Annotated in this window: 23 protein-coding genes; 20 read left to right on the top strand and 3 right to left on the bottom strand. The window is 38.2% G+C overall.

The window, feature by feature from the left end; translation table 11 throughout:
* The 18 genes from hisF to QEN48_RS00125 all read left to right on the top strand — a co-directional run bounded on the left by hisF (position 1) and on the right by QEN48_RS00125 (position 17,889).
* Positions 1–813, top strand: a complete 813-nt coding sequence (gene hisF / locus QEN48_RS00210) for an imidazole glycerol phosphate synthase subunit HisF (protein ID WP_280108406.1) — start codon at positions 1–3, stop codon at positions 811–813.
* Between the two features lie 58 nt (positions 814–871).
* Positions 872–1,321, top strand: a complete 450-nt coding sequence (locus QEN48_RS00205) for a phosphopantetheine adenylyltransferase (RefSeq protein ID WP_280108405.1) — start codon at positions 872–874, stop codon at positions 1,319–1,321.
* 256 nt (positions 1,322–1,577) lie between these two features.
* Positions 1,578–3,512, top strand: coding sequence for a proton-conducting transporter membrane subunit (locus tag QEN48_RS00200; RefSeq protein WP_280108404.1), 1,935 nt, complete (start codon positions 1,578–1,580; stop codon positions 3,510–3,512).
* Positions 3,513–3,715: 203 nt separating this feature from the next.
* The gene (gene ahaH, locus QEN48_RS00195) at positions 3,716–4,060 is read left to right on the top strand and encodes an ATP synthase archaeal subunit H (RefSeq protein ID WP_280108403.1); all 345 of its coding nucleotides are present in this window, start codon (positions 3,716–3,718) and stop codon (positions 4,058–4,060) included.
* Positions 4,061–4,097: 37 nt separating this feature from the next.
* The gene (locus QEN48_RS00190; RefSeq protein WP_280108402.1) at positions 4,098–4,715 is read left to right on the top strand and encodes a V-type ATP synthase subunit E family protein; all 618 of its coding nucleotides are present in this window, start codon (positions 4,098–4,100) and stop codon (positions 4,713–4,715) included.
* 197 nt (positions 4,716–4,912) lie between these two features.
* Positions 4,913–6,961 carry a V-type ATP synthase subunit I gene (locus QEN48_RS00185; RefSeq protein ID WP_280108401.1) on the top strand — a complete coding sequence of 683 codons (2,049 nt, stop codon included), beginning with the start codon at positions 4,913–4,915 and terminating at the stop codon, positions 6,959–6,961.
* A 21-nt stretch (positions 6,962–6,982) separates the two neighbouring features.
* On the top strand, positions 6,983–7,204 hold the full coding sequence (locus QEN48_RS00180; protein WP_280108400.1) for an ATP synthase subunit C: 222 nt from the start codon (positions 6,983–6,985) through the stop codon (positions 7,202–7,204).
* Between the two features lie 19 nt (positions 7,205–7,223).
* Entirely contained in the window at positions 7,224–7,445 is a 222-nt protein-coding gene (locus tag QEN48_RS00175; RefSeq protein WP_280108399.1) for a hypothetical protein, read from the top strand.
* Between the two features lie 567 nt (positions 7,446–8,012).
* Positions 8,013–9,128, top strand: a complete 1,116-nt coding sequence (locus tag QEN48_RS00170) for a uroporphyrinogen decarboxylase family protein (protein WP_280108398.1) — start codon at positions 8,013–8,015, stop codon at positions 9,126–9,128.
* 16 nt (positions 9,129–9,144) lie between these two features.
* On the top strand, positions 9,145–9,633 hold the full coding sequence (locus QEN48_RS00165; RefSeq protein ID WP_280108397.1) for a hypothetical protein: 489 nt from the start codon (positions 9,145–9,147) through the stop codon (positions 9,631–9,633).
* A 251-nt stretch (positions 9,634–9,884) separates the two neighbouring features.
* Positions 9,885–11,285 (top strand): radical SAM (seleno)protein TrsS, encoded by a 1,401-nt coding sequence (gene trsS / locus QEN48_RS00160; protein ID WP_280108396.1) that lies wholly within the window; start codon positions 9,885–9,887, stop codon positions 11,283–11,285.
* A gap of 4 nt (positions 11,286–11,289) precedes the next feature.
* Positions 11,290–11,982 carry a methyltransferase domain-containing protein gene (locus tag QEN48_RS00155; RefSeq protein WP_280108395.1) on the top strand — a complete coding sequence of 231 codons (693 nt, stop codon included), beginning with the start codon at positions 11,290–11,292 and terminating at the stop codon, positions 11,980–11,982.
* A 250-nt stretch (positions 11,983–12,232) separates the two neighbouring features.
* On the top strand, positions 12,233–13,285 hold the full coding sequence (locus QEN48_RS00150) for a V-type ATPase subunit (RefSeq protein ID WP_280108394.1): 1,053 nt from the start codon (positions 12,233–12,235) through the stop codon (positions 13,283–13,285).
* A complete protein-coding gene (locus tag QEN48_RS00145) occupies positions 13,282–13,596 on the top strand; it encodes a V-type ATP synthase subunit F (protein ID WP_280108393.1) in 315 nt (104 codons plus the stop codon). Before QEN48_RS00150 ends, QEN48_RS00145 begins: the two co-directional genes overlap by 4 nt.
* A gap of 40 nt (positions 13,597–13,636) precedes the next feature.
* A complete protein-coding gene (locus QEN48_RS00140) occupies positions 13,637–15,409 on the top strand; it encodes a V-type ATP synthase subunit A (protein ID WP_280108392.1) in 1,773 nt (590 codons plus the stop codon).
* Entirely contained in the window at positions 15,406–16,839 is a 1,434-nt protein-coding gene (locus QEN48_RS00135) for a V-type ATP synthase subunit B (protein WP_280108391.1), read from the top strand. Before QEN48_RS00140 ends, QEN48_RS00135 begins: the two co-directional genes overlap by 4 nt.
* A gap of 15 nt (positions 16,840–16,854) precedes the next feature.
* The gene (locus tag QEN48_RS00130) at positions 16,855–17,499 is read left to right on the top strand and encodes a V-type ATP synthase subunit D (protein ID WP_280108390.1); all 645 of its coding nucleotides are present in this window, start codon (positions 16,855–16,857) and stop codon (positions 17,497–17,499) included.
* Positions 17,500–17,595: 96 nt separating this feature from the next.
* Positions 17,596–17,889, top strand: coding sequence for a DUF211 domain-containing protein (locus QEN48_RS00125; protein ID WP_280108389.1), 294 nt, complete (start codon positions 17,596–17,598; stop codon positions 17,887–17,889).
* 96 nt (positions 17,890–17,985) lie between these two features.
* Here QEN48_RS00125 and QEN48_RS00120 read toward each other — a convergent pair whose 3' ends face one another.
* From QEN48_RS00120 to QEN48_RS00110, 3 genes are all read right to left on the bottom strand, one after another.
* Positions 17,986–19,422: an RtcB family protein gene (locus QEN48_RS00120; protein WP_280108388.1), complete on the bottom strand. Its 1,437-nt coding sequence runs from the start codon at positions 19,420–19,422 to the stop codon at positions 17,986–17,988.
* A gap of 73 nt (positions 19,423–19,495) precedes the next feature.
* Entirely contained in the window at positions 19,496–19,918 is a 423-nt protein-coding gene (locus tag QEN48_RS00115; RefSeq protein WP_280108387.1) for an archease, read from the bottom strand.
* A gap of 42 nt (positions 19,919–19,960) precedes the next feature.
* The gene (locus QEN48_RS00110; protein ID WP_280108386.1) at positions 19,961–20,440 is read right to left on the bottom strand and encodes a hypothetical protein; all 480 of its coding nucleotides are present in this window, start codon (positions 20,438–20,440) and stop codon (positions 19,961–19,963) included.
* A 264-nt stretch (positions 20,441–20,704) separates the two neighbouring features.
* Between QEN48_RS00110 and hisI the strand changes: the two genes are divergently transcribed.
* Positions 20,705–21,100: a phosphoribosyl-AMP cyclohydrolase gene (gene hisI, locus QEN48_RS00105; protein ID WP_280108385.1), complete on the top strand. Its 396-nt coding sequence runs from the start codon at positions 20,705–20,707 to the stop codon at positions 21,098–21,100.
* 2 nt (positions 21,101–21,102) lie between these two features.
* Positions 21,103–22,941, top strand: coding sequence for a PINc/VapC family ATPase (locus QEN48_RS00100; protein ID WP_280108384.1), 1,839 nt, complete (start codon positions 21,103–21,105; stop codon positions 22,939–22,941).
* The last annotated feature ends 11 nt before the right edge of the window (positions 22,942–22,952 follow it).

Below are 22,952 nucleotides of genomic sequence, written 5' to 3'. Positions count from 1 at the left end.
TTGGTTGCAAAAAGAATAATACCCTGTTTAGACGTAAAACTATCCGGAGAAGGCGGCATGGTTGTAAAAGGAATTGAATTCAAAGACCTAAAGAAAGCAGGAACACCAGTAGACCTAGCAAAAAAATACAACGACCAAGGAGCCGATGAACTCGTATTCCTAGATATAACCGCTTCAGCAGAAGGCAGAGAAAACATGATCGACGTAATCCAGAAAACAGCCAACGAAGTATTCATACCATTCACAGTAGGCGGTGGAATCGGATCAATTGAAGACATAAACCGGACATTAAGAGCCGGAGCCGACAAGGTAGGTATAAATACAGCAGCAGTTAAAAACCCAGACCTAATCAACAAAGCATCAAAAAAATTCGGAAGCCAATGCATAGTTATAGCAATAGATGCCAAAAGAAATAAAAAACCAGAAGAAGGCCGAAACAACATACAGTTCGAAGATGGAGAAGAAGGATGGTTCGAAGTAGTTATATATGGAGGCCGTGAATCCACAGGCATCGACGCAATCGATTGGGCCAGAGAAGTAGAAGAAAGAGGAGCAGGAGAAATACTGCTAACAAGCATGGATAGAGACGGAACAAAAGACGGATACGACAACGAACTAAACAAAGCAATAACCAAAGCAACAAACATACCAGTAATAGCATCAGGAGGAGCAGGAACACCAGAACACATGCACCAAGCATTCAAACAAACCGATGTAGACGCCTGCCTAGCAGCAAGCATATTCCACTACAACGAATACACAGTCAAAGAGGTAAAAGAATACCTAAACCAAAAAGGAATAGAAACCAGGTGAACCCAACCCTCTCTAAAGGAAAAAAGCCTGCTTAAAATATAAAAACCATCGAACAAACATGAAGGTAGTTTTAGGCGGAACATTCTCACACTTACATAAAGGCCATAAAACTCTTCTTAAAAAAGCCTTCGAAATAGGAGACCATGTAATCATAGGGCTGACATCAAACGAAATGTGCAGCGAAAAACATGGAGAGATAGAAGACTACAACACACGTAGAAAAAAACTCTATAACTACCTTAAAAACATCTCCAAAAATACAGAATACCAGATAGTTAAGATAGAAGATGAAATCGGGGTAAGCCTACAAAAAGACATCGATGCAATAATAGTATCCCCTGAAACACGTCCAAACGCAGAAAAAATAAATAAAAAACGAATCCAGCTTAATAGAAAACCACTAAAAATAATCGAGATACCAATACAGAAAGCAGAAAACGGAAAACCAATATCCTCAACCAGAATTAGAAAAGGAGAAATAGATACAGAAGGAAATATCCAGAAATAACAAACACATCCAATAACACTTCAAAATATAATAAACCAAACAAACCAACCACCTAAAAAACCTCCATACCTAAAAGTTTTAAATATTGCTAGGTTGTAAAATATCGGGAGAATAAAAATGGAATAAAAACCCATTTTGAATCCCAGTGAAACAGATTTAAACAAGTAGATAAAATTTCAGTAAACTGAATAACTAAATCCACTCCTCCCCTAAAGTAATGAACTAAAACCTCTTCCCACAAAAAAAAGGTAAAAACATGATCTCAATGTCAACCCAGGCAACAGTGATATCATTACCCGCCTTAGTCGTGCTTGTACCTCTAATCGGCGCATTCATAGCTTACATCATTGGGAAGGGTTGGCGTGAAAAATATGGACATTATACAGCTGCATTAATATCAATATTAACTTTCTTAATCACCGTTCTGATGTATCCATACGTCAGTGGTGGAGGCGAAATCGAATACACACTCGCCTCACTAACAACAATGTATCCAATAACATTCTACGTAGATTCCTTCTCATTTATATTCGCCCTTGCAACCTCCTTTATATGGATGGTAGCAACCATCTACTCAATAACATACGTAAAAAAAGAACACGCCACAAACCGATACTTCTTATTCTTAATAATGACACTAGCCGTCAACATGGGAGTCATCGTTGGCGGCGACCTATTCGTCATATATATATTCTTCGAACTACTCGCACTTTTCTCACTAATGCTCGTTATACACGAACAATCACTCGAATCATACCAAGCTGGTAAAGTATATTTCTACGTCGGCGCGTTCTGTGGATTGATGTTGTTAATAGGAATAATCCTACTATTCATGAACACCGGCTCCATGTCGATAAACCCAAGGCTAGGGGAAATATCGGAGCTTGGAAACCTCAAATACCTAATCGTGGGATTAATGATACTTGGATTCGGAGGAAAGGCAGGGATATTCCCAGTACACATATGGCTCCCTAAAGCACATCCAGTCGCCCCAACCCCCGCATCAGCCCTTCTATCAGCAATAATGGTTAAAGCAGGAATATACGGAATATTCAGAACCACAGGAACAATATTCACACCCAGCGACCTAGCAACAACATGGGCATTACCCGAAATCGGTTACTGGGTCATCTGGATAGCAATAATAACCTCATTCATCGGCTGGATATTCGCATTATTCCAAGACAACATAAAAACACTTCTCGCATACAGCACAATAAGCCAGATAGGCCTTCTAATGATAGGGATAGGAGCAGCCGCATACCTTGGATACGAAGGCGCTGCAATGGGATATGCCGGCTCACTATACCACGTAGCAAACCACGCCCTCTACAAATCAGCTTTATTCTTCATAGCAGGAATCATATACTTCAGAACCGGAACACTAAAAATGAGTGAAATGGGCCAGCTCTACAAAAAAATGCCCATAACATTCATTTTATGCATAATAGCCCTACTAGGAATAGCCGGCATGCCACTATTCAATGGATACGTCAGCAAAACAATAATACACCATGCATTATACGATGCCTATGCATTAACCGGCGACCAATCACTATACATAGCAGAAATATTATTCAAAATCATAGGCGGCGGAACTGTAGCATACTCACTAAAACTACTAATATCCACATTCCTAACTGGTGACTCAAACAAAAAAATAAAAAAAGCACCAAAACTAATGGCAGCATCAGTAGGAACTATAGCAACACTAATAATCTTGATCGGCCTTTTCCCAAGCACATTACTACAAAACCTAATAACACCAGTACTGGAAACCCATTCATTAAACCCAGAATCAATAACATACGTATCAGAAATAAACGTCTTCATAACAGAAGACCTAACAGCAGTATTAACATCATTCGCAATAGGTATAGCCCTATATTCAGGAGCATACATACTTAAACTTGAAACAAGAAGTTGGCCTAAATTGTTTACAGTAAACAATATTTATAACTCAATAATTAAAGGAATAACAAAGACATCAAATATAGTAAACCTAACAGGAACAACGGTAAACGGATACTTCTCAACAAAAATATTCGAACCCATCCTAAAATCAATAAACGCACAAAAAGAAGAACAACAAAACTACGACATAGACAGCGGACGGGGAGTTAGCTTTGCAATATTCCTAATAGTATTAATGCTCGCAATATACATGATATACTCAATTCTCATGTTCTAAAACCTAAATAAAAAACAAAAAACAAAAAAATAAGGAACCTGTAGATGGGATAAAACTAAAAACTAAGTAGAACATGAGGAATAATATGTTGACTTTCAATTACCGTAAAACTCGATCGTAACACAAAACCGAACAATTGATTCACATCGTTATGAATCTAGGCCATCAGTAATGATTTAAATGGTGTTAGGTCTTAAAGCCTGATGGACCAAAAAACAATAGAGGGTTATTCAATGGAAAAAGAAAAACTAGAGGAAATCAAAGAGGCTGAAAAAAAGGCTCTTGAAATAATAGAGGACGCTCAAACTAAAGCCGAAGAAATAGTCAGAGAAGCCGAGATGGAGGCCAGAGAGATATCTAAAAACGCCAAAAAAGAAGCTCGAGAAGAAATAGAGGAAATCAAGAAAGAAGAACTCAAAGAAACCAGTGAAGAAGCGGAAAAAATAATTAGCGAAGGAAAATCTGAAGCCGAAGAAATGTTGGAGAAAGCCAAAGAAAACACAGATAAAGCCGAAGAAGAAGTCTTTGAACTATTAATCGGAACATAAAGAAAAACCAGATAAAAATAATTATGGTGTATTACAAATGCAGATGGAAAGTGGCGTTCAAAAGCTAAAAAAAGAGATAATTAATAAAGCCGAAGAAGAAGCCAGTGAACTTGTCTCCAATGCCGAAGAAAGAGCAGAAAACATAAAGAAAAACGCTCAAGAAAAAGCAGAGAAAAACAAACAAGAAATAATCGATGAAAGAAGAGAAGAGATTGAACAAGAAAAAAGAAGCATGATGGCAGAAGCAAAACTCAAAGCCAAAAGATCAAAACTAGACGTAAAAGAACAACTAATAAACGAAATCATAGAAGACATCAAAACATCTATAACAAATTACAGTGAACAAAAAAAGCTAGAACTACTACAAAACCTAATCAAAGAATCATTCACAGAAATAAACACAGAAAAACTCATAATAAACGCAAACACCAAAGACCTCGAATTAATCAAAGAAAACAAAAACCTAATCAAAGAAGAAATCGAAGAAACACTAAACAAACAAATCGAAATCGAAATCGGAGAAAAAATAGATAGCGCTGCAGGAATAACCGCAACATCACAAGACAAATCAATAACAATAGATAACACAATCGAAGAGATAATCAGAAGAAAAAGAGGAGAAATACGACAGATAGTCAACAGGGTATGTTTCTAAAAAACAAGGTATGGTTGAAGAAAGTGACATATAAATCAAATTCCATGAATGCAATACCCCAAACAACCCAGAAAGGTTTAAATAATTGCGAAATTAGTCATAATAAGTCGAAAACAAAGAGAAAAACAATTGAATCAACCAAAACCAAACTTCAACCCATAAATCTATACCCCACACAAACCTATGGAGGGAAATAATTGTTCTGGCCAAAACGGATGGAGAAAGTGGAGATCGTAACCCTAAGAAACTATAGAGACCCACTTATCGAAGAACTACAAAAAGCCGGCCTTGTACACATCGATGAGGCCACCCAAAGCATCCAGGATTTTCCAGATTTCTTCACATTTAGCGATGCAAGTGAAGAAAAAAAGAACCTAAGATCCTACCACCTTAAATCTCGGAGAATCCTTGACATATTCGATAAAATAAAAGAACTTACAACAGAAGAGGAATCATTTGGAGAAAAAATAAAAAACCTATTCTCAAGCGATCAAAAAACCAAAAAAACAATAGAACCCGAAATCGAGGTAAAAACTCAAGACTTAGATTTCATCGACGAAATCGTAGGAGAAACAAAAAGACTGGAAAACCAGCTAACAGAATTACAAACAAAAGAAGAAAACCTCAAAGAATATAAGGACAACATACAGCAATACACAAGGTTCGAAATACCATTAAGCTATCTAGGAGAATCAAACTACACCTACACAGTAATGGGTAAAATATCTAGAGAAAAAGGAGAAAAACTCCTTGACAAACTAGAAACCCAAGAAACAGCATTATGGATCAACATAAAGAAAGAAGAACAAGGCAAAGACACAATTGCAGCAACCTTCCTCAACGAACAAAAAGAAAACATAATGGAAACACTGAAAGAACATGACGTAGAACTATTCACACCAGAGGAAAAACCAGAAAAAACACCAAGCCAAATAGTCAGAGAAACCGAATCAGCTTTAAAGAAAATAAAAGAAACACAAAAAAACATAATACAAAGAATCAGTGAGATGGACACCGAACACCGAGATAAAACCAAAAAAATAAAAAAAACACTTGAAGTAATGCTCGACAGAAAAGACGCTCAAGAAAAAATGGGAGAAAGCACAAGAGTATCAATAATAGAAGGATGGATAACTAAAGAAAAATCAAAAAAACTAACCCAAATTGTAGAAAACATAACAAACGGTATCGCCCTAATAGAAACACGTGAACCAGAACAAGACGAAGACGTACCCGTAGAACTAGACAACCCATCATACTTCAAAGGATTCGAACTACTAACATCAACATACGCACTCCCCAGATACAACGAAGTCGACCCAACAGCCGTAATGGCACTATTCCTCCCCCTACTGTTCGGTGTAATGTTCGGAGACGTAGGACACGGATTAATAGTTTTCCTAGCAGGACTATTACTACTAAAAGTAGCTAAAGGAGCAATCAAAGACCTAGCAGTAGTTATGTTGCCACTCGGATTCTTTTCGATGCTATTTGGGTTTGTATATGGGAAATTCATGGGTTTAACACCAGCAGCCCAATCCGAAATGCTTGGATTCACAATAACCCCACCAGACCACGCATTATTCATATACCCAATATACGAACCCATAAACTTCCTAATAATCGCATTAACATTTGGAATTATACATATGACAGTGGGAATGACACTAGATATATTCAACAAACTAAAACATTCCGTCAGAGCAACAGTAATACCAATATCCAAAATATGGATATTATTAGGTGCTGCAGGCTTAGTTGCAATATCCATAACTGAACATGGCATGGATCCAATGGCATGGAACATACCACTCTTCCTAGCAGTACTCGTACCACCAGTAATACTACTAACCCTAGGAGAACTAATCGCCGAGATAGGGCACTTCAAAGGAACTAAAGAAGCAGTAACCCTAGTTGGAGAAGGTGCTTTCGAAGCGTTCCACGGGATATTATCCTTTGTTTCAAACACAATCTCATACAGCCGGCTTTTCGCCCTCGCGTTAGTACATATAGGCCTTTTCCTAGCATTAGTAGAGGTTGCTGAAGTATTCACAGCCCTTTCTGGAGGAGGAGCCCTTGGAATTACATTAGGATGGATATTGTTCTACAGCATAGCAACTCTAGTAATACTCGCTTTAGACGGAATAATCGTCTTCCTACACTCTCTAAGACTACACTACTACGAATGGTTCGATAAATTCTATGAAGGTGGATCAAGACAGTTTATTCCCTTTAAATTAAAATAAAACATAGAAGGAGGTGAAGATATGATAGAGTTAGAAATTGGATTAAATCTTGCAGCAGTACTCGCTATAGCAATACCAGCACTCGTGGCTGCATGGGCTATATCAAGAGTCGGTGTAGCAAGCGCAGGCGCAATAGCAGAGAACCCAGAAGTAAGCGGTATAACAATTATATACGTCGCTTTCGCGGAAGCTCTAGCGATCTACGGACTATTGATAGCGCTACTACTGGTATTTGGAATTTAATAGAAAATTGATTTAGAAAATGAGTAAAGATGTAATGTTAAAAGGCATGCTGTGGGGCGTAGTTTTTGCGGGCATAGTAATCGCATCCTCTTTCGCTGGACTATACATCGGCGGAAGAATTACGTTCCCTGGTATCGGCATCGTAATAGGAACCCTAACTGGATTCCTAATAACGGTGCTACTATCTTTCAAAGTATTCAGATGGCATGTCCAAAAAAAGAAAAAAGAAATGAAGAAATGAAGAAGGTGATATGAAGTGGAGGAACTATAGACCAGAAAACAAAAAGAAACTAAAAACTGTTTTTTAAATATTATATTTACTAGATTTATTAAGGGTTCAAAGTTTGCGTAAAACAGTTTGGCCCGCCACCCAACAAATAGGGTGGAGCCAAACAACTATTTTTTTTATATTAGGTAAGGGCTTAGAACTCCGTCTATTTAGGAGAAGGACGATTTCACGGAACTCGCTGTAAACAAGAAGTTATAAGAAATCTATAAACTATTTTTTAGTTTTTTTGTTATATCAGTTTTTAATAAAATAATTTCCAAACATAATAAAAATCCAAAAAAATGTTAGTAACTCTAAAAAACCTTAGTAACATAAAAACACTAAATTGTTTTTAAATAAAGAAAATTAGGTTCATAGAGTGTATTTACCAAAAAATTAATTATATATCGTTTTTTTTAGTAAAAAAACTTTATATGGGGTTTTTATAAAGATATACTAGTTAATAAACGATTTTAATACCCCTAAAACCGAAAGGTATAAATAATAAATGTTGTCAAATCTATAAACAGGTTTTAGAGTATGCCAAGAGATGATTTTTTACCCAATATAGATGAAGAATGGTTAGGGAAAGCCGCGACATTATGGACAACGCCATTCGCCGATACACCATCGGACCGGGTCATTGTAGACCCAATACTTCTGTCAAACGCTGCAACGCTATTCAGGAAAGACACCAAGTATTTCTGGCAGAATCCCGATGATGCAGTACGAATGGTTTGTAATGCTTGTGAAATATACGACATAACTCCAGTAGGCCATTATTTATGGGGAGATTACTGGGGAGAAGACTATGGAGCTAAACTCAAATATACTGAAAAAAGTCCACCAGTCATAGATGAATACCCACTAAAAGAACCCGAAGACGTAGACGACCTAGAGATAAAAGGTCCAGAAGAACTTGCAGAAGGCCCTACACTTGAAAGACACTTTACAGCACTAGACACCTGTCTAGACGAATACCCCGATATGTTTGCACCGGTAACACAATTCAATGGAGCATTCGATGTAGCCTCAAACATGGTTCAAGCAGAACAACTATTAATGTGGTTAATAAGAGAGCCGGAGATTGTAGAAGACCTTGTATATAAAATGGCCGACCACATGCTACAAGCAAACAGAGCAGTCGCTGATAGATATGGAATGAACGTTATGATAGCCGGTTCAGTTGTTGCAAATGGTGACCTACTCAACCGAGATCAAATCGAGAGATTCAACTACGAGCCAACCTGTAAAGCCGTGAAAGACACGTTGAAAGACGGTTCAGGCCCAGGAGTATATTACCACCTATGTGGTGAACACAAAGACGACTGGGACCTATGGACCGACGCACCAATGTCCCCATTCACCGTTATGCAGATAGGATACGAAGATGGAGAAATATTCTCAGCAGATAAATTAGTTGAAAACTTCGGAGATAAATGTACAACATTCGGTGTAGTAGACACATCACTTGTCCAGATGGGGTCTCCAAGAGAAGTATACGATCAAGCTGTAGATCAGCTTGAAAAAGGAAAAGACAGCCCAAGAGGATTCATACTAGGAACAGCCTGTGAATGCCCAACATACGCACCAGTAGGAAATATACATGCAATGGTGAGGGCGGCCAAAGACCATGGACAGTATGAGAGGTTCTAAAAAGGGGGTATGAATAATGATTTGGAAAAAGAAACCAAAATTCGAATTAGAAATGTCAGGTGAAGTAGAAGATCTCGTAGAAGAACGAGGCTTGGATGAAAAAAGCATAAAGGCAGCAATCCATGAAGGCGAGAAATCAGGACACAAATTAGTAAATAACGAAGACGGAACAGTCCTATCAAAAAAAGAAGGCGACAACCTTACAACATACGCAAGATACAGAAAAGTCGATGAAGACAAATTCAAACTCGTATCCGCATACGGACATAAAATGTCAATTGAAGGTCCAGCCTCCGGAGGCCCAGGAACAGAACTTGAAGAATGGGTCTGCGAAGCATGTGGTGGAAAAGCCAGAGAAAAAAACATAGACATAAGCTATCTAGGTATCACAAGACCTGTATTAGGAATGTATTGTCCAGACTGTGAACAAGGATACGTATCCGAAGACGTCGCTGTAAAAACACTACCCGCAGCAGCAAACATCTTAGAAGAAAAAAGAGCCTAACCATTCCTAAAAAATAAGGGATTAAGGGGCTAAACACCCCTGACCCAGCTTTATTTTTATAATAAGACAAAACCAGATAGCGTTAGCTAACCATATAGCGTTAGCCTAAAAAAATGAATTAATTAAAAAATAAAAAACAGAATATACAATAAATCAATATTTTAAGAAAAAAGATAAAATAATACTATTTAGAATATCTAAATAGCGAGATATTTTTTGTTTAGCTGTGATATTTAGATTGAGGTGTTTTTTTGGTTAAAAAATTAGGAGAATATAAAAGTGTATGTCCAGAGTGTCTTGGAGTCATTGTTGGAGAGAAATATATAGAAAATGATGAAGTGGTTCTTGAAAAAAAATGTGAGGAACATGGTGTCTTTAAAACAGTGACATCAAGAAATTCAGATTTCTATTTAGGGATGGAGGATTTCGAGGTTGATCGTACAAAACCAACATCTCCAAAAACAATAAGAGAAGAAGGATGTCCAATGGATTGTGGGCTCTGCAATGAACATAAACAACATACATGCATCGCTGTTTTGGAGGTAACTGAAAACTGCGATATGAATTGCTCTATTTGTTTTGCTGACTCAAAAAAAGGTGGAGATTACTATGAACCATCTTTAGACCAGATTAGAGATATGTTTGAAACAGTTAAAGAGAGGTCAGATGGTAGTTCTCTTGTTCAAATATCTGGTGGAGAACCCACAATTAGAGACGACCTTCCAGAAATAATTAGGATGGGTAGAGAGATTGGTATAGACCACATCGAATTAAATACAAATGGTGTGAGAATAGCTAGAGACCCAGAGTTCTTCAAAAAAATATGTGATGAAGGAATCGATTCACTTTACCTTAGTTTCGATGGGGTTTCAGATAATGTTTATGAAAAAAGATATGGAAAACCACTACTTGAAGAGAAAGTAAAGGCAATAGAGAGAGCTGCAGAAGCCGGAGTTGGTGTAGTGCTTGTACCAACTGTTGCTAAAGGCTACAACATTAATGAAGTAGGCGAAATAGTTGATTTTGCAAAAGAACTGATTCCAGCGGTTAAGGGAGTTCATTTCCAACCAGTCTCGTTGTTTGGAAGATCTCCTTCTTGGCTAGATGAAGACAGCAGAGTAACCCTGTGGGAAACTGCTAAAGCAATTGAAAACCAGACAGAAGGTCAGATAGGGGTTAAAAACTTCACTCCAACCTCCTGTCCAAGTGTACATTGTGATGTCAGTTGTCTCGCAATATTAGATGAGAACGATGAGTTTCTTCCATTAACAGATAAAACACTTGGGGCCTCAGGACAAGTCGGAGATATAGCAGAAAAGACAAAATCATCTGTAGAAAATCGATGGAAAGGAAGTCGATGTGGCTGTGAATCAGATCCTCAAGAACTATTAGACACCATGAGTTCCGACGACTCCTGTTGTGAAGCAGGAGGATGGGAAGACTTTGTTAGGAGAGCAATGGAAAACTACCTAACAATATCAATAATGGATTTCCAAGACGCATGGACACATGAAACAAACAGAACAGAGAAATGTTGCATACACGTTGTTGTCCCAGACGGAAGGATGATACCTTTCTGTAACTTCAACCTAACAAACAAAAACGGTGAATCTCTATATCGAGAAAAAATATACTCCAAATACAGAGATTGAGCAAATGAAAGAAAAGATAAAAGAGTTTTATTCAAAGGTAGCCGAAGGCGAGGTAGATGGGTTCACTGAAATCGATGTAAACGAATCTCCGGAGGCAGAAACCGCCTCCGAAGACCTAATATCACTTGGATGTGATTATCCATTACATGATATAAAGATGGAAGGCAAAGAAACAGTTTTAGAGTTAGGTTCCGGTGGAGGCCTAAACTGTTTTATAACATCTCAACTACTACCAAAAGGAGAGGTAGTCGGCCTTGATTTCTCTGGAGAAATGGCTTATAAAGCCCAAAAAGACATAAACGATTTAGATATCGATAACATAGAGTTCGTTGTAGGCGACGCCGAAAAAATACCTTTTAAAGAAAACACATTCGATGTAGTTTTCACCAACTGTGTTTTAAACCTAATTAAAAAAGAAATGGCTTTGGACTGCATAAACAAAATATTAAAGCCAGGTGGCAGAGCCTATTTTTCTGAAATAATAGTTAACAAGGATATACCCGAAGAATTAAGAGAAGATATATCCATGGTTGTAACGTGCCTTGCTGGAGCCAACACGGAAAAACAACTTGAAGAAAAACTAAACCAAAATGGACTTAAAATCACTGACAGACAGAACAAAGAAAGAATATTATCCATGGATCCTGAGGGACTTGTCTTCCATAAAGTACGGATCGAAGCAAAACACATAAATTAAGACAATTCGGAAATAAACCCTAAATCAAAACCATAAACCTATTTGTTTGTAGTAATATCTATGTTTTATAAGCCCTAACTCCGTTAGCCACCAAATTTTGGGTTAACGCTGCTAGTAATTAAATGATTTTAGTGGTCATTTAGTGAAATCGATAACAAAAGTTTAAATAAAAAAAAGCAGATTGAGAATGATGGCAGTTGTCAACAGATATTTATAAATATTAATAAAAGTTTTTTGGCCGGGTAATTAAATGAAAGAAACAGGAATCTCTTCACTAGATTTTTCTCTTGGTAGGGTACGGGCGAAAAAAGCAAAGTTAATTTCGCCTCAAAAAATGACAGAGATCGCGCAAACCGACACTGTGTCGGAAGCAATAGAGATGCTTAAAGACACTGAGTACAGTGAAAATATCTCGAAAGATGAAGACTATTTTGATGTAGATCGAGAACTCTGCAATCATCTTCTTAAAGAAGAAAACAACATAGCGAAATACAGTCCAGAAATACTGAAAAAGGTATTTAGAGAATACATGAACCGTTGGGACGTTCAAAACCTCAAAGTAGCATTGAGGGCGATTAAAGATAAAGACCATGACTACAGAGAGTTCTTAATAGAAACAGATACAGAGCTATACAACCTAATAGACGATATAGCAAAATCCATGGACTATAAAGAAGCGGCAGAGAAACTCAAAAAAACTGAATACAGTTTTTTAGTTCCAATACTTCAAGAAATCGATGAACAAGAAGACCTACTGGAACCAGAAGTTCTCTTAGACCTAAAGCTTTACGAAAACATAATGAATAAAGTCAAACGCAGCGACACAAGAATAAAAAAATACTTCGAAAAACACGACAAAAACATTGAAAGATACTTCGGTCTATTGGTAGACCGAGTCAACGTAGAAACAGTTCTCAGGTCAATAAGAGACGAAATGGATCCAGAAGAAATCGAACAATTCTTGATAGAGCCCTACAAAATAGACATCGAAATACTTTTAACAATGGCTGAATACGACGAGTTAGGAAAAGCAGTCCAAGAACTAAAAGAAACCTACTTCGAACCACTCACCGAACTAAAAGACTGCGAATGCCCTGAAGTTGTAGAAAAAGCATCGATAAAACTCGACAAAATACTTAAGAAAACCGCTATGGAGATATATCGCGACGAACCACTTGGGCCAGGAGTAATACTAGGATACCTCGCCTTAAAGAGGATAGAGGTTCAGAACCTCAGAAAAATATTTACATACAAAAACGCAGGCCTGAGTTATGAAGAGATCTCGGAGGTCTTGGTACTGTGAAAGTAGCTGTAATCGCCGATGAAGACACCGTAACAGGCTTCAAACTAGCCGGAGTAAAAGAAGCTTCAGTAGCGAAAGAAGGAGAAGAATTCGAAGACGCATTATATGAATTAAGCGACGACATAGGCATAGTGATAACAACAGAAAGAATCGCAGAACAAAACCGAGAAGAATTAAAGAGATTCAGAGACAGAGGAGACGTATTCCCAATTATAGTTGAGATACCTGACAAACATGGGTCAACACAATCCCAGTTACAGGAAATGGTTAAGAAAGCAGTTGGTGTAGAGATAGATCTAGAAGACATCTAAATAAATAAAGGAGGAATTTAAGATTTCTACTAAAAGTAAAGTGGAATCCAGTGGTGAAGAAGGCAGAATAGTTAAAGTTTCAGGCCCAGTTGTCGAAGCCGACAACATGAAAGGAACAGAGATGTACGAGGTAGTGAAAATAGGAGAAATGGGTCTATTCGGAGAAGTCATCGAGTTAGACGGCGATAAAGCCGTAATACAGTGTTATGAAGAAACATCAGGAGTCGCTCCAGGAGAAAAGGTCGTTAACACAGGCCAACCCCTATCCGTCGACCTAGCTCCAGGACTAATGAGCTCAATATTCGATGGAATACAACGACCCCTGAACTACATAAGACAAGAAGGAGGAGACTTCATACCACGTGGTATAGAAGTACCATCAATAGACTTCGAAAAAAAATGGGAGTTCCAGCCAGAAGTATCAGAAGGAGACGAAGTAAGAGAACTAACAATACTTGGAACAGTCCCAGAAACAGAGATAGTTGAACACAGAGTAATGGTTCCAAGAGGAATCAAAGGAACAGTAAAAACAATAAAAGAAGGCGAATACACAGTAGACGAACCAATAGCCGAAATAGAGACCCCGGAAGGAGAAATAGAAGAAATAAAGATGTTGAGAAGATGGCCGGTAAGAGAGCCAAGACCACAAGACGAAAAACTCAATCCAGACGAACCCTTAATAACAGGACAAAGAGTCCTCGACACATTCTTCCCAATGACAAAAGGCGGTACAGCAGCAATTCCCGGAGGATTCGGAACCGGAAAAACAGTCCTACAACACCAAGTATCCAAATGGGCAGACGCAGACGTAATAATATTCATTGGATGTGGAGAACGAGGAAACGAAATGGCAGAAGTTCTCGAAGAATTCCCAGCACTAGAAGACCCAGAAACCGGCGAATCACTAATGGAAAGAACAATCCTAATAGCAAACACCAGCAACATGCCGGTAGCCGCCCGAGAATCATCAATCTACACAGGAATAACACTAGCCGAATACTACAGAGACATGGGATACAACGTAGCACTACAAGCAGACTCAACATCAAGGTGGGCCGAAGCATTAAGAGAAATCTCAGGCCGACTTGAAGAAATGCCTGGAGAAGAAGGATACCCAGCATACCTCGCAACACGGCTCGCAGAATTCTACGAAAGAGCCGGAATGGTAAGACAAGAAGACAGAAAAGGATCAGTCTCAGTAGTAGGCGCAGTATCACCACCAGGCGGAGACTTCTCAGAACCAGTAACCCAAAACACACTCCGGATAGTCAAAGTATTCTGGGCCCTAAGCACAGAACTAAAAGACAGAAGACACTTCCCAGCAATAGACTGGCTCGAATCCTACTCACTATACAACGAAGACGTCAAAAAATGGTGGGACCAAGAAATAAAAGACGGATGGCTCGAACTAAGAAGAAAATCACTTGAACTATTACAACAAGAAGACGAACTACAAGAAGTAGTACAACTTGTAGGGCCAGACGCATTACCAGAAAAAGAAAGAGTAGTATTAGATGTATCAAGAATCTTAAGAGAAGACTTCCTACAACAAAACGCCTTCCACGACGTAGACACATACTGCTCACCCAAAAAACAAATGGAGATGCTAGAAACAATCCTACAGTTCCACGAAGTAGCAACAGAAGCAGTTGACCAAGGCGTACCAGCAGACAAAATAGCAGAAATGGAAGTCAAACAAAGAATAGCCCGGATGAAAGAAGTACCAGAAGAAGATTTCGAACAAGAAGTCACAGACATCCGGAACCAAATGAAAAATGAAGTAGACAAACTTAAAAAGGAGGTTAGAAGATGAGCAAATCCGGAGCAATAGAATATTCAACAGTATCTGAAGTATCAGGCTCCATAATGGTCGTTGAAGAAGTATCAGGAGTAGCCTACGACGAAGTCGTCGAAGTCGTCGGAAGCGACGGAGTCAAAAGAAGAGGTAAAGTACTAGAAGCCGAAGGAGACCGAGCAGTAATCCAGATATTCGAAGGAACAAGAGGCCTAGACACCAAAAACACAAAAGTCCGATTCACAGGCCAGACAATGAGAATAGGTGTATCCGAAGACCTACTCGGAAGAGTACTAGACGGAACCGGCCGACCAATCGATGGTGGACCAGAAATAATCCCAGATGAAGAAAGAGACATCTATGGATCATCCATAAACCCAGAAGCAAGAGAACACCCAGAAGAATTCATCGAAACAGGTATATCCGTAATCGACGGAATGAACACACTGGTACGAGGACAGAAACTACCAGTCTTCACAGTATCAGGACTACCCCACAACGAACTCGCAGCCCAAATAGCAAGACAAGCACGAGTCCGTGGAGGAGAAGAAGAAGACTTCGCTGTTGTATTCGCAGCCATGGGAATAACAAACGAAGAATCAAACTTCTTCATGAAAAGCTTCGAAAAAACAGGAGCATTAGAAAGAACAGTCGTCCTACTCAACCTAGCAGACGACCCAGCAGTCGAAAGAATCGTCACACCAAGAATCGCACTAACAGTCGCCGAATACCTAGCATATGAAAAAGACATGCACATACTCGTCCTACTAACAGACCTAACAAACTACTGCGAAGCACTACGGGAAATCGCAGCAGCAAGAGAAGAAGTACCAGGAAGAAGAGGATACCCAGGATACATGTACACCGACCTAGCAGGCATATACGAAAGAGCAGGAAAAATCAAAAACAAAGAAGGAACAATCACCCAAATACCCATGCTAACAATGCCCGACGACGACATAACACACCCAATACCAGACCTAACAGGATACATAACAGAAGGCCAGATAGTTTTCTCAAGAAACATACATAGAAAAGGAATATACCCACCAATCGACGTCCTACCATGCCTCTCCCGACTAATGGACTCAGGAATAGGAGAAGGCAAAACAAGAGAAGACCACGGAGACGTAAGCGACCAACTCTACTCAAGCTACGCAGAAGGAAGAGACCTAAGAGACCTAGTAGCAGTTGTCGGAGAAGAAGCATTAACCGAAAGAGACAGAATGTACCTCAACATAGCCGACGACTTCGAAGAAAAATTCGTTTCACAAAAACTCGATGAAAGAAGAACAATAGAAGAAACACTCCAAATCGCTTGGGACATATTCTCACAACTACCAAAAAAAGAACTCAAAAGAATCGACCGAGACTACATAGAAAAATACTACCAACCCAGTGAAACCGAAGAAACCGAAGAAACCGAAGCTGCAGAAACAGAACAATAAAGAGGTTGAATTAAAATGTCTAAAGATATCGTTGACGGTGTCCGTCCCATCCGGATGGACCTTCTCGAGATGCGGGAAAGACTAGAGCTAGCGGAAAAAGGACACGACCTACTGGAAGAAAAAAGAGACGCCCTAATAATGGAGTTATTCGAGGTCGTTAAAGAAGCAAAAGGAATCAGAGAAGAACTCGAACAAGAACTTGAAGATGCATTCCGAATGCTAATAGAGGCAGAGGCAGAATCTGGAGCAGTTAAAGTAGAATCACTAACAACCTCAGTCAAAGAAACTGAACTCGAGTTTGAAACGGCCAAGAAAAACATAATGGGCGTAACTGTACCCAAACTAGAGAAAAAAGGCAACCCAAAACGTAAATACAGAGAAAGAGGTTTTTCACCAATAGACACACCACCACAACTCGACGAAGCAGCTGAAAGATTCGAAGAAGTCCTCGACATGATTGTACTGGTAGCCGAAATAGAAGAAAGCATCAGACTACTATCCGAAGAAATCGAGAAAACCAAAAGACGAGTCAACGCACTAGAATACAACCTCATACCAAAATTCGAAAACACCGTTGACTACATTGAAATGAAACTCGATGAAATGGAAAGAGAATCCTTCTTCCGACTAAAAAGAGTTAAAGCAAAACTTGAAAGATAAAGCCTCTAACGAGGCTACCTACCTATTTTTCTTTTTTTACCATTAAATCAATTTACATCAAATATTAAATAATTAGACGTACATTAGTGATTAAAGATGTCTGGCGTTATCAAAAGAGTAGTTTTGGATGTATTGAAACCACACGAACCAAGTTTACTAGAACTAGCTACAAGCATAAGCACTATTTCAGGAATCGAAGGAGTCAACCTAAGTTTATATGAAGTAGATCAACAAACAGAGAATGTTAAAGTCACAATCGAAGGAAACAAAATAGATTTCAATGAAGTTAAGAAAATAATAGAAGAAACTGGAGCTGTTATACACAGCATAGATGAAGTAGCAGCAGGAAAACAGTTAGTTGAAGAAGTAGAGACACTTCAAGACCGTTAAAACCCAAAAACAAAAAACTATTAAAATAAGAAAATGTGGTAACCCAACATGAGTTACCACATAAATAGATTTTTAGTTAGATATTAGGTGTGTTAGTTATCCTTTGGCGACTCCAAGAGGCTTTAATTTAACAACTTTTTTAGATATACCTACGTTGTGAGCTACGTTCACAACTTTATTAGGGTTTTTATAGGCTCCTGGTGATTCTTCAGCTATTACTGCTCCATGTGTTGCTTTTACATATATACCTTGTTTTGAAAGCTCTTTTTGAACAGTTTCCCCCCAATACTCCCTCTTAGCTTGTGATCGACTCATTTTCCTTCCAGCACCATGGCAGGTTGAACCAAATGTGTTTTCCATAGCGAAATCGGTTCCCTTAAGTATGTAAGAAGGTGCACCCATATTCCCAGGAATCATTACTGGTTGTCCAGTTTCTTGGTAATCTCTTGGTATATCGCTGTGGTTTGGTCCAAAAGCCCTTGTAGCTCCTTTACGATGAACTATTAGATCTTTTTTTTCTCCATCAACATTGTGCGTCTCTTTTTTAGCCATGTTATGGGCGACATCATAAAGTGTGTTGAGTTCTGTATCGTTTCCATAATAATCTTTGAATATATCTCTAACCCAACTTGTTATTACTTGTCGATTCACCCATGCATAATTTGCTGCACAAGCCATTGCAGAGAAGTAATCTTGCCCTTCTTTTGAGTCGAATGGAGCACAAGCAAGCTGTTTATCTGGAATATCTATGTTGTATTTCTTTGTAGCTTTCTCAAGTTTTTTAACATAGTCGGTGCATACTTGATGTCCGAATCCCCGGCTTCCAGTATGAATCATTACAACTACCTGGTTCTTTTCCAGCCCAAAATTTTCTGCAGCTTCTTCATCCAATACTTCATCTACATACTGTACTTCAAGGAAATGGTTTCCGCTTCCAAGAGTTCCAACCTGACTTAGACCTCTTTGTTTAGCTTTTTTACTAACTTTATCAGCGTTAGCACTATCCATACGTCCTTCTTCTTCACAATATATTACATCTTCTTCATTTGCATAACCATTTTCTAAAGCCCAATCCAATCCATTTTCCAGTAGGTAATCAAGGTCGTTGTAACTCAATTTTAATTTGCTTTCTGAACCGACTCCTGAGGGTATGTTTGAAAACAATCTATTTATTAGTTCTTCAACCCCTCCTTTGACGTCACTTAACTCTAGATTAGTCTTTAATGTCTTTACTCCACAATTGATATCGAAGCCTACGCCGCCTGGACTTATTACACCGTTTTCTATATCGATTCCAGCAACTCCACCTATTGGGAATCCATATCCAAGGTGGGCTTCAGGCATTGCTAGTGAGTATTTAACTATTCCAGGTAGACATGCAACGTTTGCGACTTGTTCGTAAGTATCTTCTTCAACTATGTCGACCAGGTCTGTTGATAGGTACATTCTTCCTGGAACGGTCATACAGTTTTTGTAGTTTTCTGGGATTTCCCAAGTTAAATCATTAATTTTAGTTAGTTTTTCTCGCTTCATAATTCATTCCTCCATTATCCAATTGAATATAAAAAGTATCTTAGATCTTTAAACTCAGTAACTAGATATATGGTTAGGTGTCTAGGAGTACTTTAATTTCATAAAAATCGTTTTTCTTTACTGAAAGCCCATGGTATGTTGGAGCTTTCACTTCAGTATGAATTTGGTGTTTTTCCATATCTATTTTTTCACCCCATACAACCGCATCTAACTGGAATCTTTTTTCCTTTTCAATTATTTCAACATTGAATTTATTGAACACCATGTTTTCTGCACTGAAAAGAAATATGAGTTCTGAAAGCCAGTCATAAACAAGCGCATCAATCTCATCGCCAACTACCTGTATTTCAGTTTTCTCAATATCTTCGATTAAATCGGTATCCATCATAACTTCAAATGTTGCTAAACCAACGTTTTCAAAAGCTTGGTTGAGAGTTTGGCCATAAGCGATAAACTGTGCATCTGCTGTGTGCTCTAAAAACTTAAATTTCTCCATCGGAATAAACCTTCCATACCAACTTTATGGAATCATAATCAGTTAAGAAACATGCCTGGTTGTATTATTGCATAAAGGACATCTACAGACCAATAAACTTGGAGTTTCTATATACTTCTTATGCTCTGGAGAAAGCCATTTAGGCGGCATAGAATCTTCACGATGAGTATTCATAAACAAGCCACATTGCCCACAGTAATAAGCTCGGGAAGTATGGTTATTTTCGTTATAATCAATAGTTTCGTTAGACAATACTCTTTCTCCCACATTTACTTGAACTTTCATTGAGTTAAATTTTGGGTACAACTCTGTTTCGCTCTCTTCAAAGGAATAAATTTTTTCTTCAAGAGGAACTGATTGCCACAGACAGATCCTGTAGAATGAAAATAAAATCCCACCACCAATAATCCCTATGAATACATAAACAACGCTTCTTGTTAAAAACGAAAGGGTAACCCCCAATAAAACAAAAAGCAATATAAAGGAATAAACAGTTACTTTAACAGTTTTCTGCTCCACCATCTCTAAACCCCACCCCCTATTTGTATAACTACAAGGTTTCTAATAAACATTATCTTAAAGCAGAGCTAATACCTCTCATCTCCAGGGAGAGGCCACTTAATATATCTTTATTATATTCTTTTCTAAATCGTTCGAAATTTATTTTGTGGTTGTTTTTTAGGTGTTTGGGGAAAGAATAAATGGTATTGAGGTCCTTACTTAGTTATAACAATTTATGGATAAATCTGTATTCTCAATTTTTTGTTTTAAAGATTGGTGGTTATATTGAATGGTGTTGAGTTTATCGATATTAAAGAACAAATAAATTTTAAAGATGGACTTATTACTGCAGTTGTCCAAGATTTTGAAACTGATAAAATTTTAATGGTCGCCCATATGAATGAAATGGCTTTAAATAAAACGATTGAAGAAGGTGTAGCGCATTATTGGAGCCGTAGTCGCCAAAAACTCTGGAAAAAAGGAGAGGAATCTGGAAATACTCAAGAAGTAATTAATTTGTATTTAGATTGTGACGGCGACACCATTTTGTTAAAAGTTAATCAAGAAGGCGGAGCATGTCACACTGGTCACCACACCTGTTTTTATAGGAAATTAACAACAGATGGTTTTATTGAAATTGAGGAAAGGATTTTCAATCCTAATGAAGTTTATGGAGATTAAAAATGAAGAAGATTGTTCCTGATACAAGTGTCGTTATAGATGGTAGAGTTACAAAAATAATTGAGGATGGAGAGTTTGAAGAAGTTGAGGTAATAATATCTGAAGCAGTTGTTGGAGAGCTGGAGTCTCAAGCAAATAAAGGCCAAGAAATAGGTCTTAATGGACTTCAAGAAATACAGAAACTTAGGCAACTTGAGGATGAAGGCAGAATCGAACTTACTTTCAAGGGAGATAGGCCTAACTTGGAACAGATAAAACTGGCTTCAGGTGGTGAAATAGACTCCTTGATAAGAGATCTTGCGATAGAGGAAGACGCTGTATTAATCACAAGTGATGTAGTTCAAGCAGAGGTTGGAAGAGTTAAGGGATTAGAAGTTAAATACCTGAAACCAGAGACTGAAGAAACTGAAACCAAAATTAGGTTGATAGATTACTTTAACAAGATTGATAACGTTATGTCGGTTCACATAAAGCAGGGTACCAAGGTGAAGGGGAAGGTCGGAGTACCAGGTGAGATGAAGATGAAGGTACTTGATGACCAAATAATGACTGCAAGAAAAGTACAGAAACTTTCAAGAGAGATTGTTGAGAAAGCCAAACGTAGTTCTAAGGGTTTTATAGAGTTTGATGAAGGTGGAGCAACCGTAGTTCAATTAAGAGACATGCGTATATCAATCGCCAGACCTCCTTTTGCCGATGGATTTGAAATTACTGCTGTAAGACCAATAACGAAAGTATCTCTAGAAGACTATCGATTATCAACAGAACTTAAATCAAGGTTATCTGAGAAACAGAGAGGGGTTTTACTCGCAGGAGCTCCTGGAGCAGGTAAAAGTACTTTGGCCCAAGCTATAGCAGACTACCTACTGGAAAAAGATTATATAGTTAAAACTATGGAAGACCCACGAGATCTACAGGTTTCAGATGAAATAACTCAATACACATCACTTGAAGGTAGAATAGACCTTACAGCGGACCTACTACTTCTAGTCAGACCCGACTACACAGTATACGATGAAGTAAGGAAAACCTCAGACTTCAAAGTATTCGCAGATATGCGTTTAGCTGGCGTAGGAATGATAGGTGTAACACACGCAAACAGAGGAATAGACGCTTTACAGAGATTAATAGGGCGAGTAGAACTAGGGATGGTTCCACAAGTAGTTGACACCGTAGTTTTCTTAGATGAAGCAAAAATAGATACTGTATACGACATAGGGTTCACAGTAAAAGTACCAGCAGGAATGATGGAGAAAGACCTTGCTAGACCTGTAATAGAGGTTAAAAACTTCGAAACAAACGAAGTAGAATACGAAATATATACATACGGCGAACAAGTCGTAGTAATGCCTATCGAAGAATCTGAATCAACAAAACCAATCTGGAAAATGGCTGAAAAACAGGTTGAAAAAGAAATAAGAAAATACATAGGCGGTAACGTAAAAGCAGAAGTAAAATCAGACGACAGCACAATTGTCTACGTACCTGAAAACCAAATCGCCCGTATATTAGGGCGTGGTGGCGAAAATATATCGAAGATTGAAAAGGAATTAGGCTTAAGCATTGATGTAAGACCATTCTCTGAACTAAAACAAAAAACAACAAAACAAGATAAATCTATCGAAACACATGGCGTAAATGTCTCAATTGAATCCGATCAAGTTGTACTTGATTTGGGTAAAGATAAATCAGGTGAAACAGTTGATATACACGCAGATGACGAATACGTTTTAACTGCAACTGTAGGTCAAGATGGTACAATTAAAATTAGAAAGGGAACTGCAATCGCGCAACAAGTCATAGAAAGCATAAATACTGGAAAAGAAATTAAGACAACATAACCCAAATCCAG

Source organism: Methanonatronarchaeum sp. AMET-Sl, assembly GCF_029854155.1.
Taxonomy (GTDB): domain Archaea; phylum Halobacteriota; class Methanonatronarchaeia; order Methanonatronarchaeales; family Methanonatronarchaeaceae; genus Methanonatronarchaeum.
The sequence above is the reverse complement of the archived record's forward strand: the minus strand, read 5'-3'. Positions and strand labels throughout refer to the sequence as shown.

Bases quoted from the DNA above. Each gene is read 5' to 3' on its own strand.
- QEN48_RS00205 (WP_280108405.1), top strand. From the start codon at position 872: ATGAAGGTAGTTTTAGGCGGAACATTCTCACACTTACATAAAGGCCAT.
- QEN48_RS00200 (WP_280108404.1), top strand. From the start codon at position 1,578: ATGATCTCAATGTCAACCCAGGCAACAGTGATATCATTACCCGCCTTA.
- ahaH (WP_280108403.1), top strand. From the start codon at position 3,716: ATGGACCAAAAAACAATAGAGGGTTATTCAATGGAAAAAGAAAAACTA.
- QEN48_RS00190 (WP_280108402.1), top strand. From the start codon at position 4,098: ATGCAGATGGAAAGTGGCGTTCAAAAGCTAAAAAAAGAGATAATTAAT.
- QEN48_RS00180 (WP_280108400.1), top strand. From the start codon at position 6,983: ATGATAGAGTTAGAAATTGGATTAAATCTTGCAGCAGTACTCGCTATA.
- QEN48_RS00175 (WP_280108399.1), top strand. From the start codon at position 7,224: ATGAGTAAAGATGTAATGTTAAAAGGCATGCTGTGGGGCGTAGTTTTT.
- QEN48_RS00170 (WP_280108398.1), top strand. From the start codon at position 8,013: ATGCCAAGAGATGATTTTTTACCCAATATAGATGAAGAATGGTTAGGG.
- QEN48_RS00165 (WP_280108397.1), top strand. From the start codon at position 9,145: ATGATTTGGAAAAAGAAACCAAAATTCGAATTAGAAATGTCAGGTGAA.
- QEN48_RS00155 (WP_280108395.1), top strand. From the start codon at position 11,290: ATGAAAGAAAAGATAAAAGAGTTTTATTCAAAGGTAGCCGAAGGCGAG.
- QEN48_RS00150 (WP_280108394.1), top strand. From the start codon at position 12,233: ATGAAAGAAACAGGAATCTCTTCACTAGATTTTTCTCTTGGTAGGGTA.
- QEN48_RS00135 (WP_280108391.1), top strand. From the start codon at position 15,406: ATGAGCAAATCCGGAGCAATAGAATATTCAACAGTATCTGAAGTATCA.
- QEN48_RS00130 (WP_280108390.1), top strand. From the start codon at position 16,855: ATGTCTAAAGATATCGTTGACGGTGTCCGTCCCATCCGGATGGACCTT.
- QEN48_RS00125 (WP_280108389.1), top strand. From the start codon at position 17,596: ATGTCTGGCGTTATCAAAAGAGTAGTTTTGGATGTATTGAAACCACAC.
- QEN48_RS00120 (WP_280108388.1), bottom strand. From the start codon at position 19,422: ATGAAGCGAGAAAAACTAACTAAAATTAATGATTTAACTTGGGAAATC.
- QEN48_RS00115 (WP_280108387.1), bottom strand. From the start codon at position 19,918: ATGGAGAAATTTAAGTTTTTAGAGCACACAGCAGATGCACAGTTTATC.
- QEN48_RS00110 (WP_280108386.1), bottom strand. From the start codon at position 20,440: ATGGTGGAGCAGAAAACTGTTAAAGTAACTGTTTATTCCTTTATATTG.
- QEN48_RS00100 (WP_280108384.1), top strand. From the start codon at position 21,103: ATGAAGAAGATTGTTCCTGATACAAGTGTCGTTATAGATGGTAGAGTT.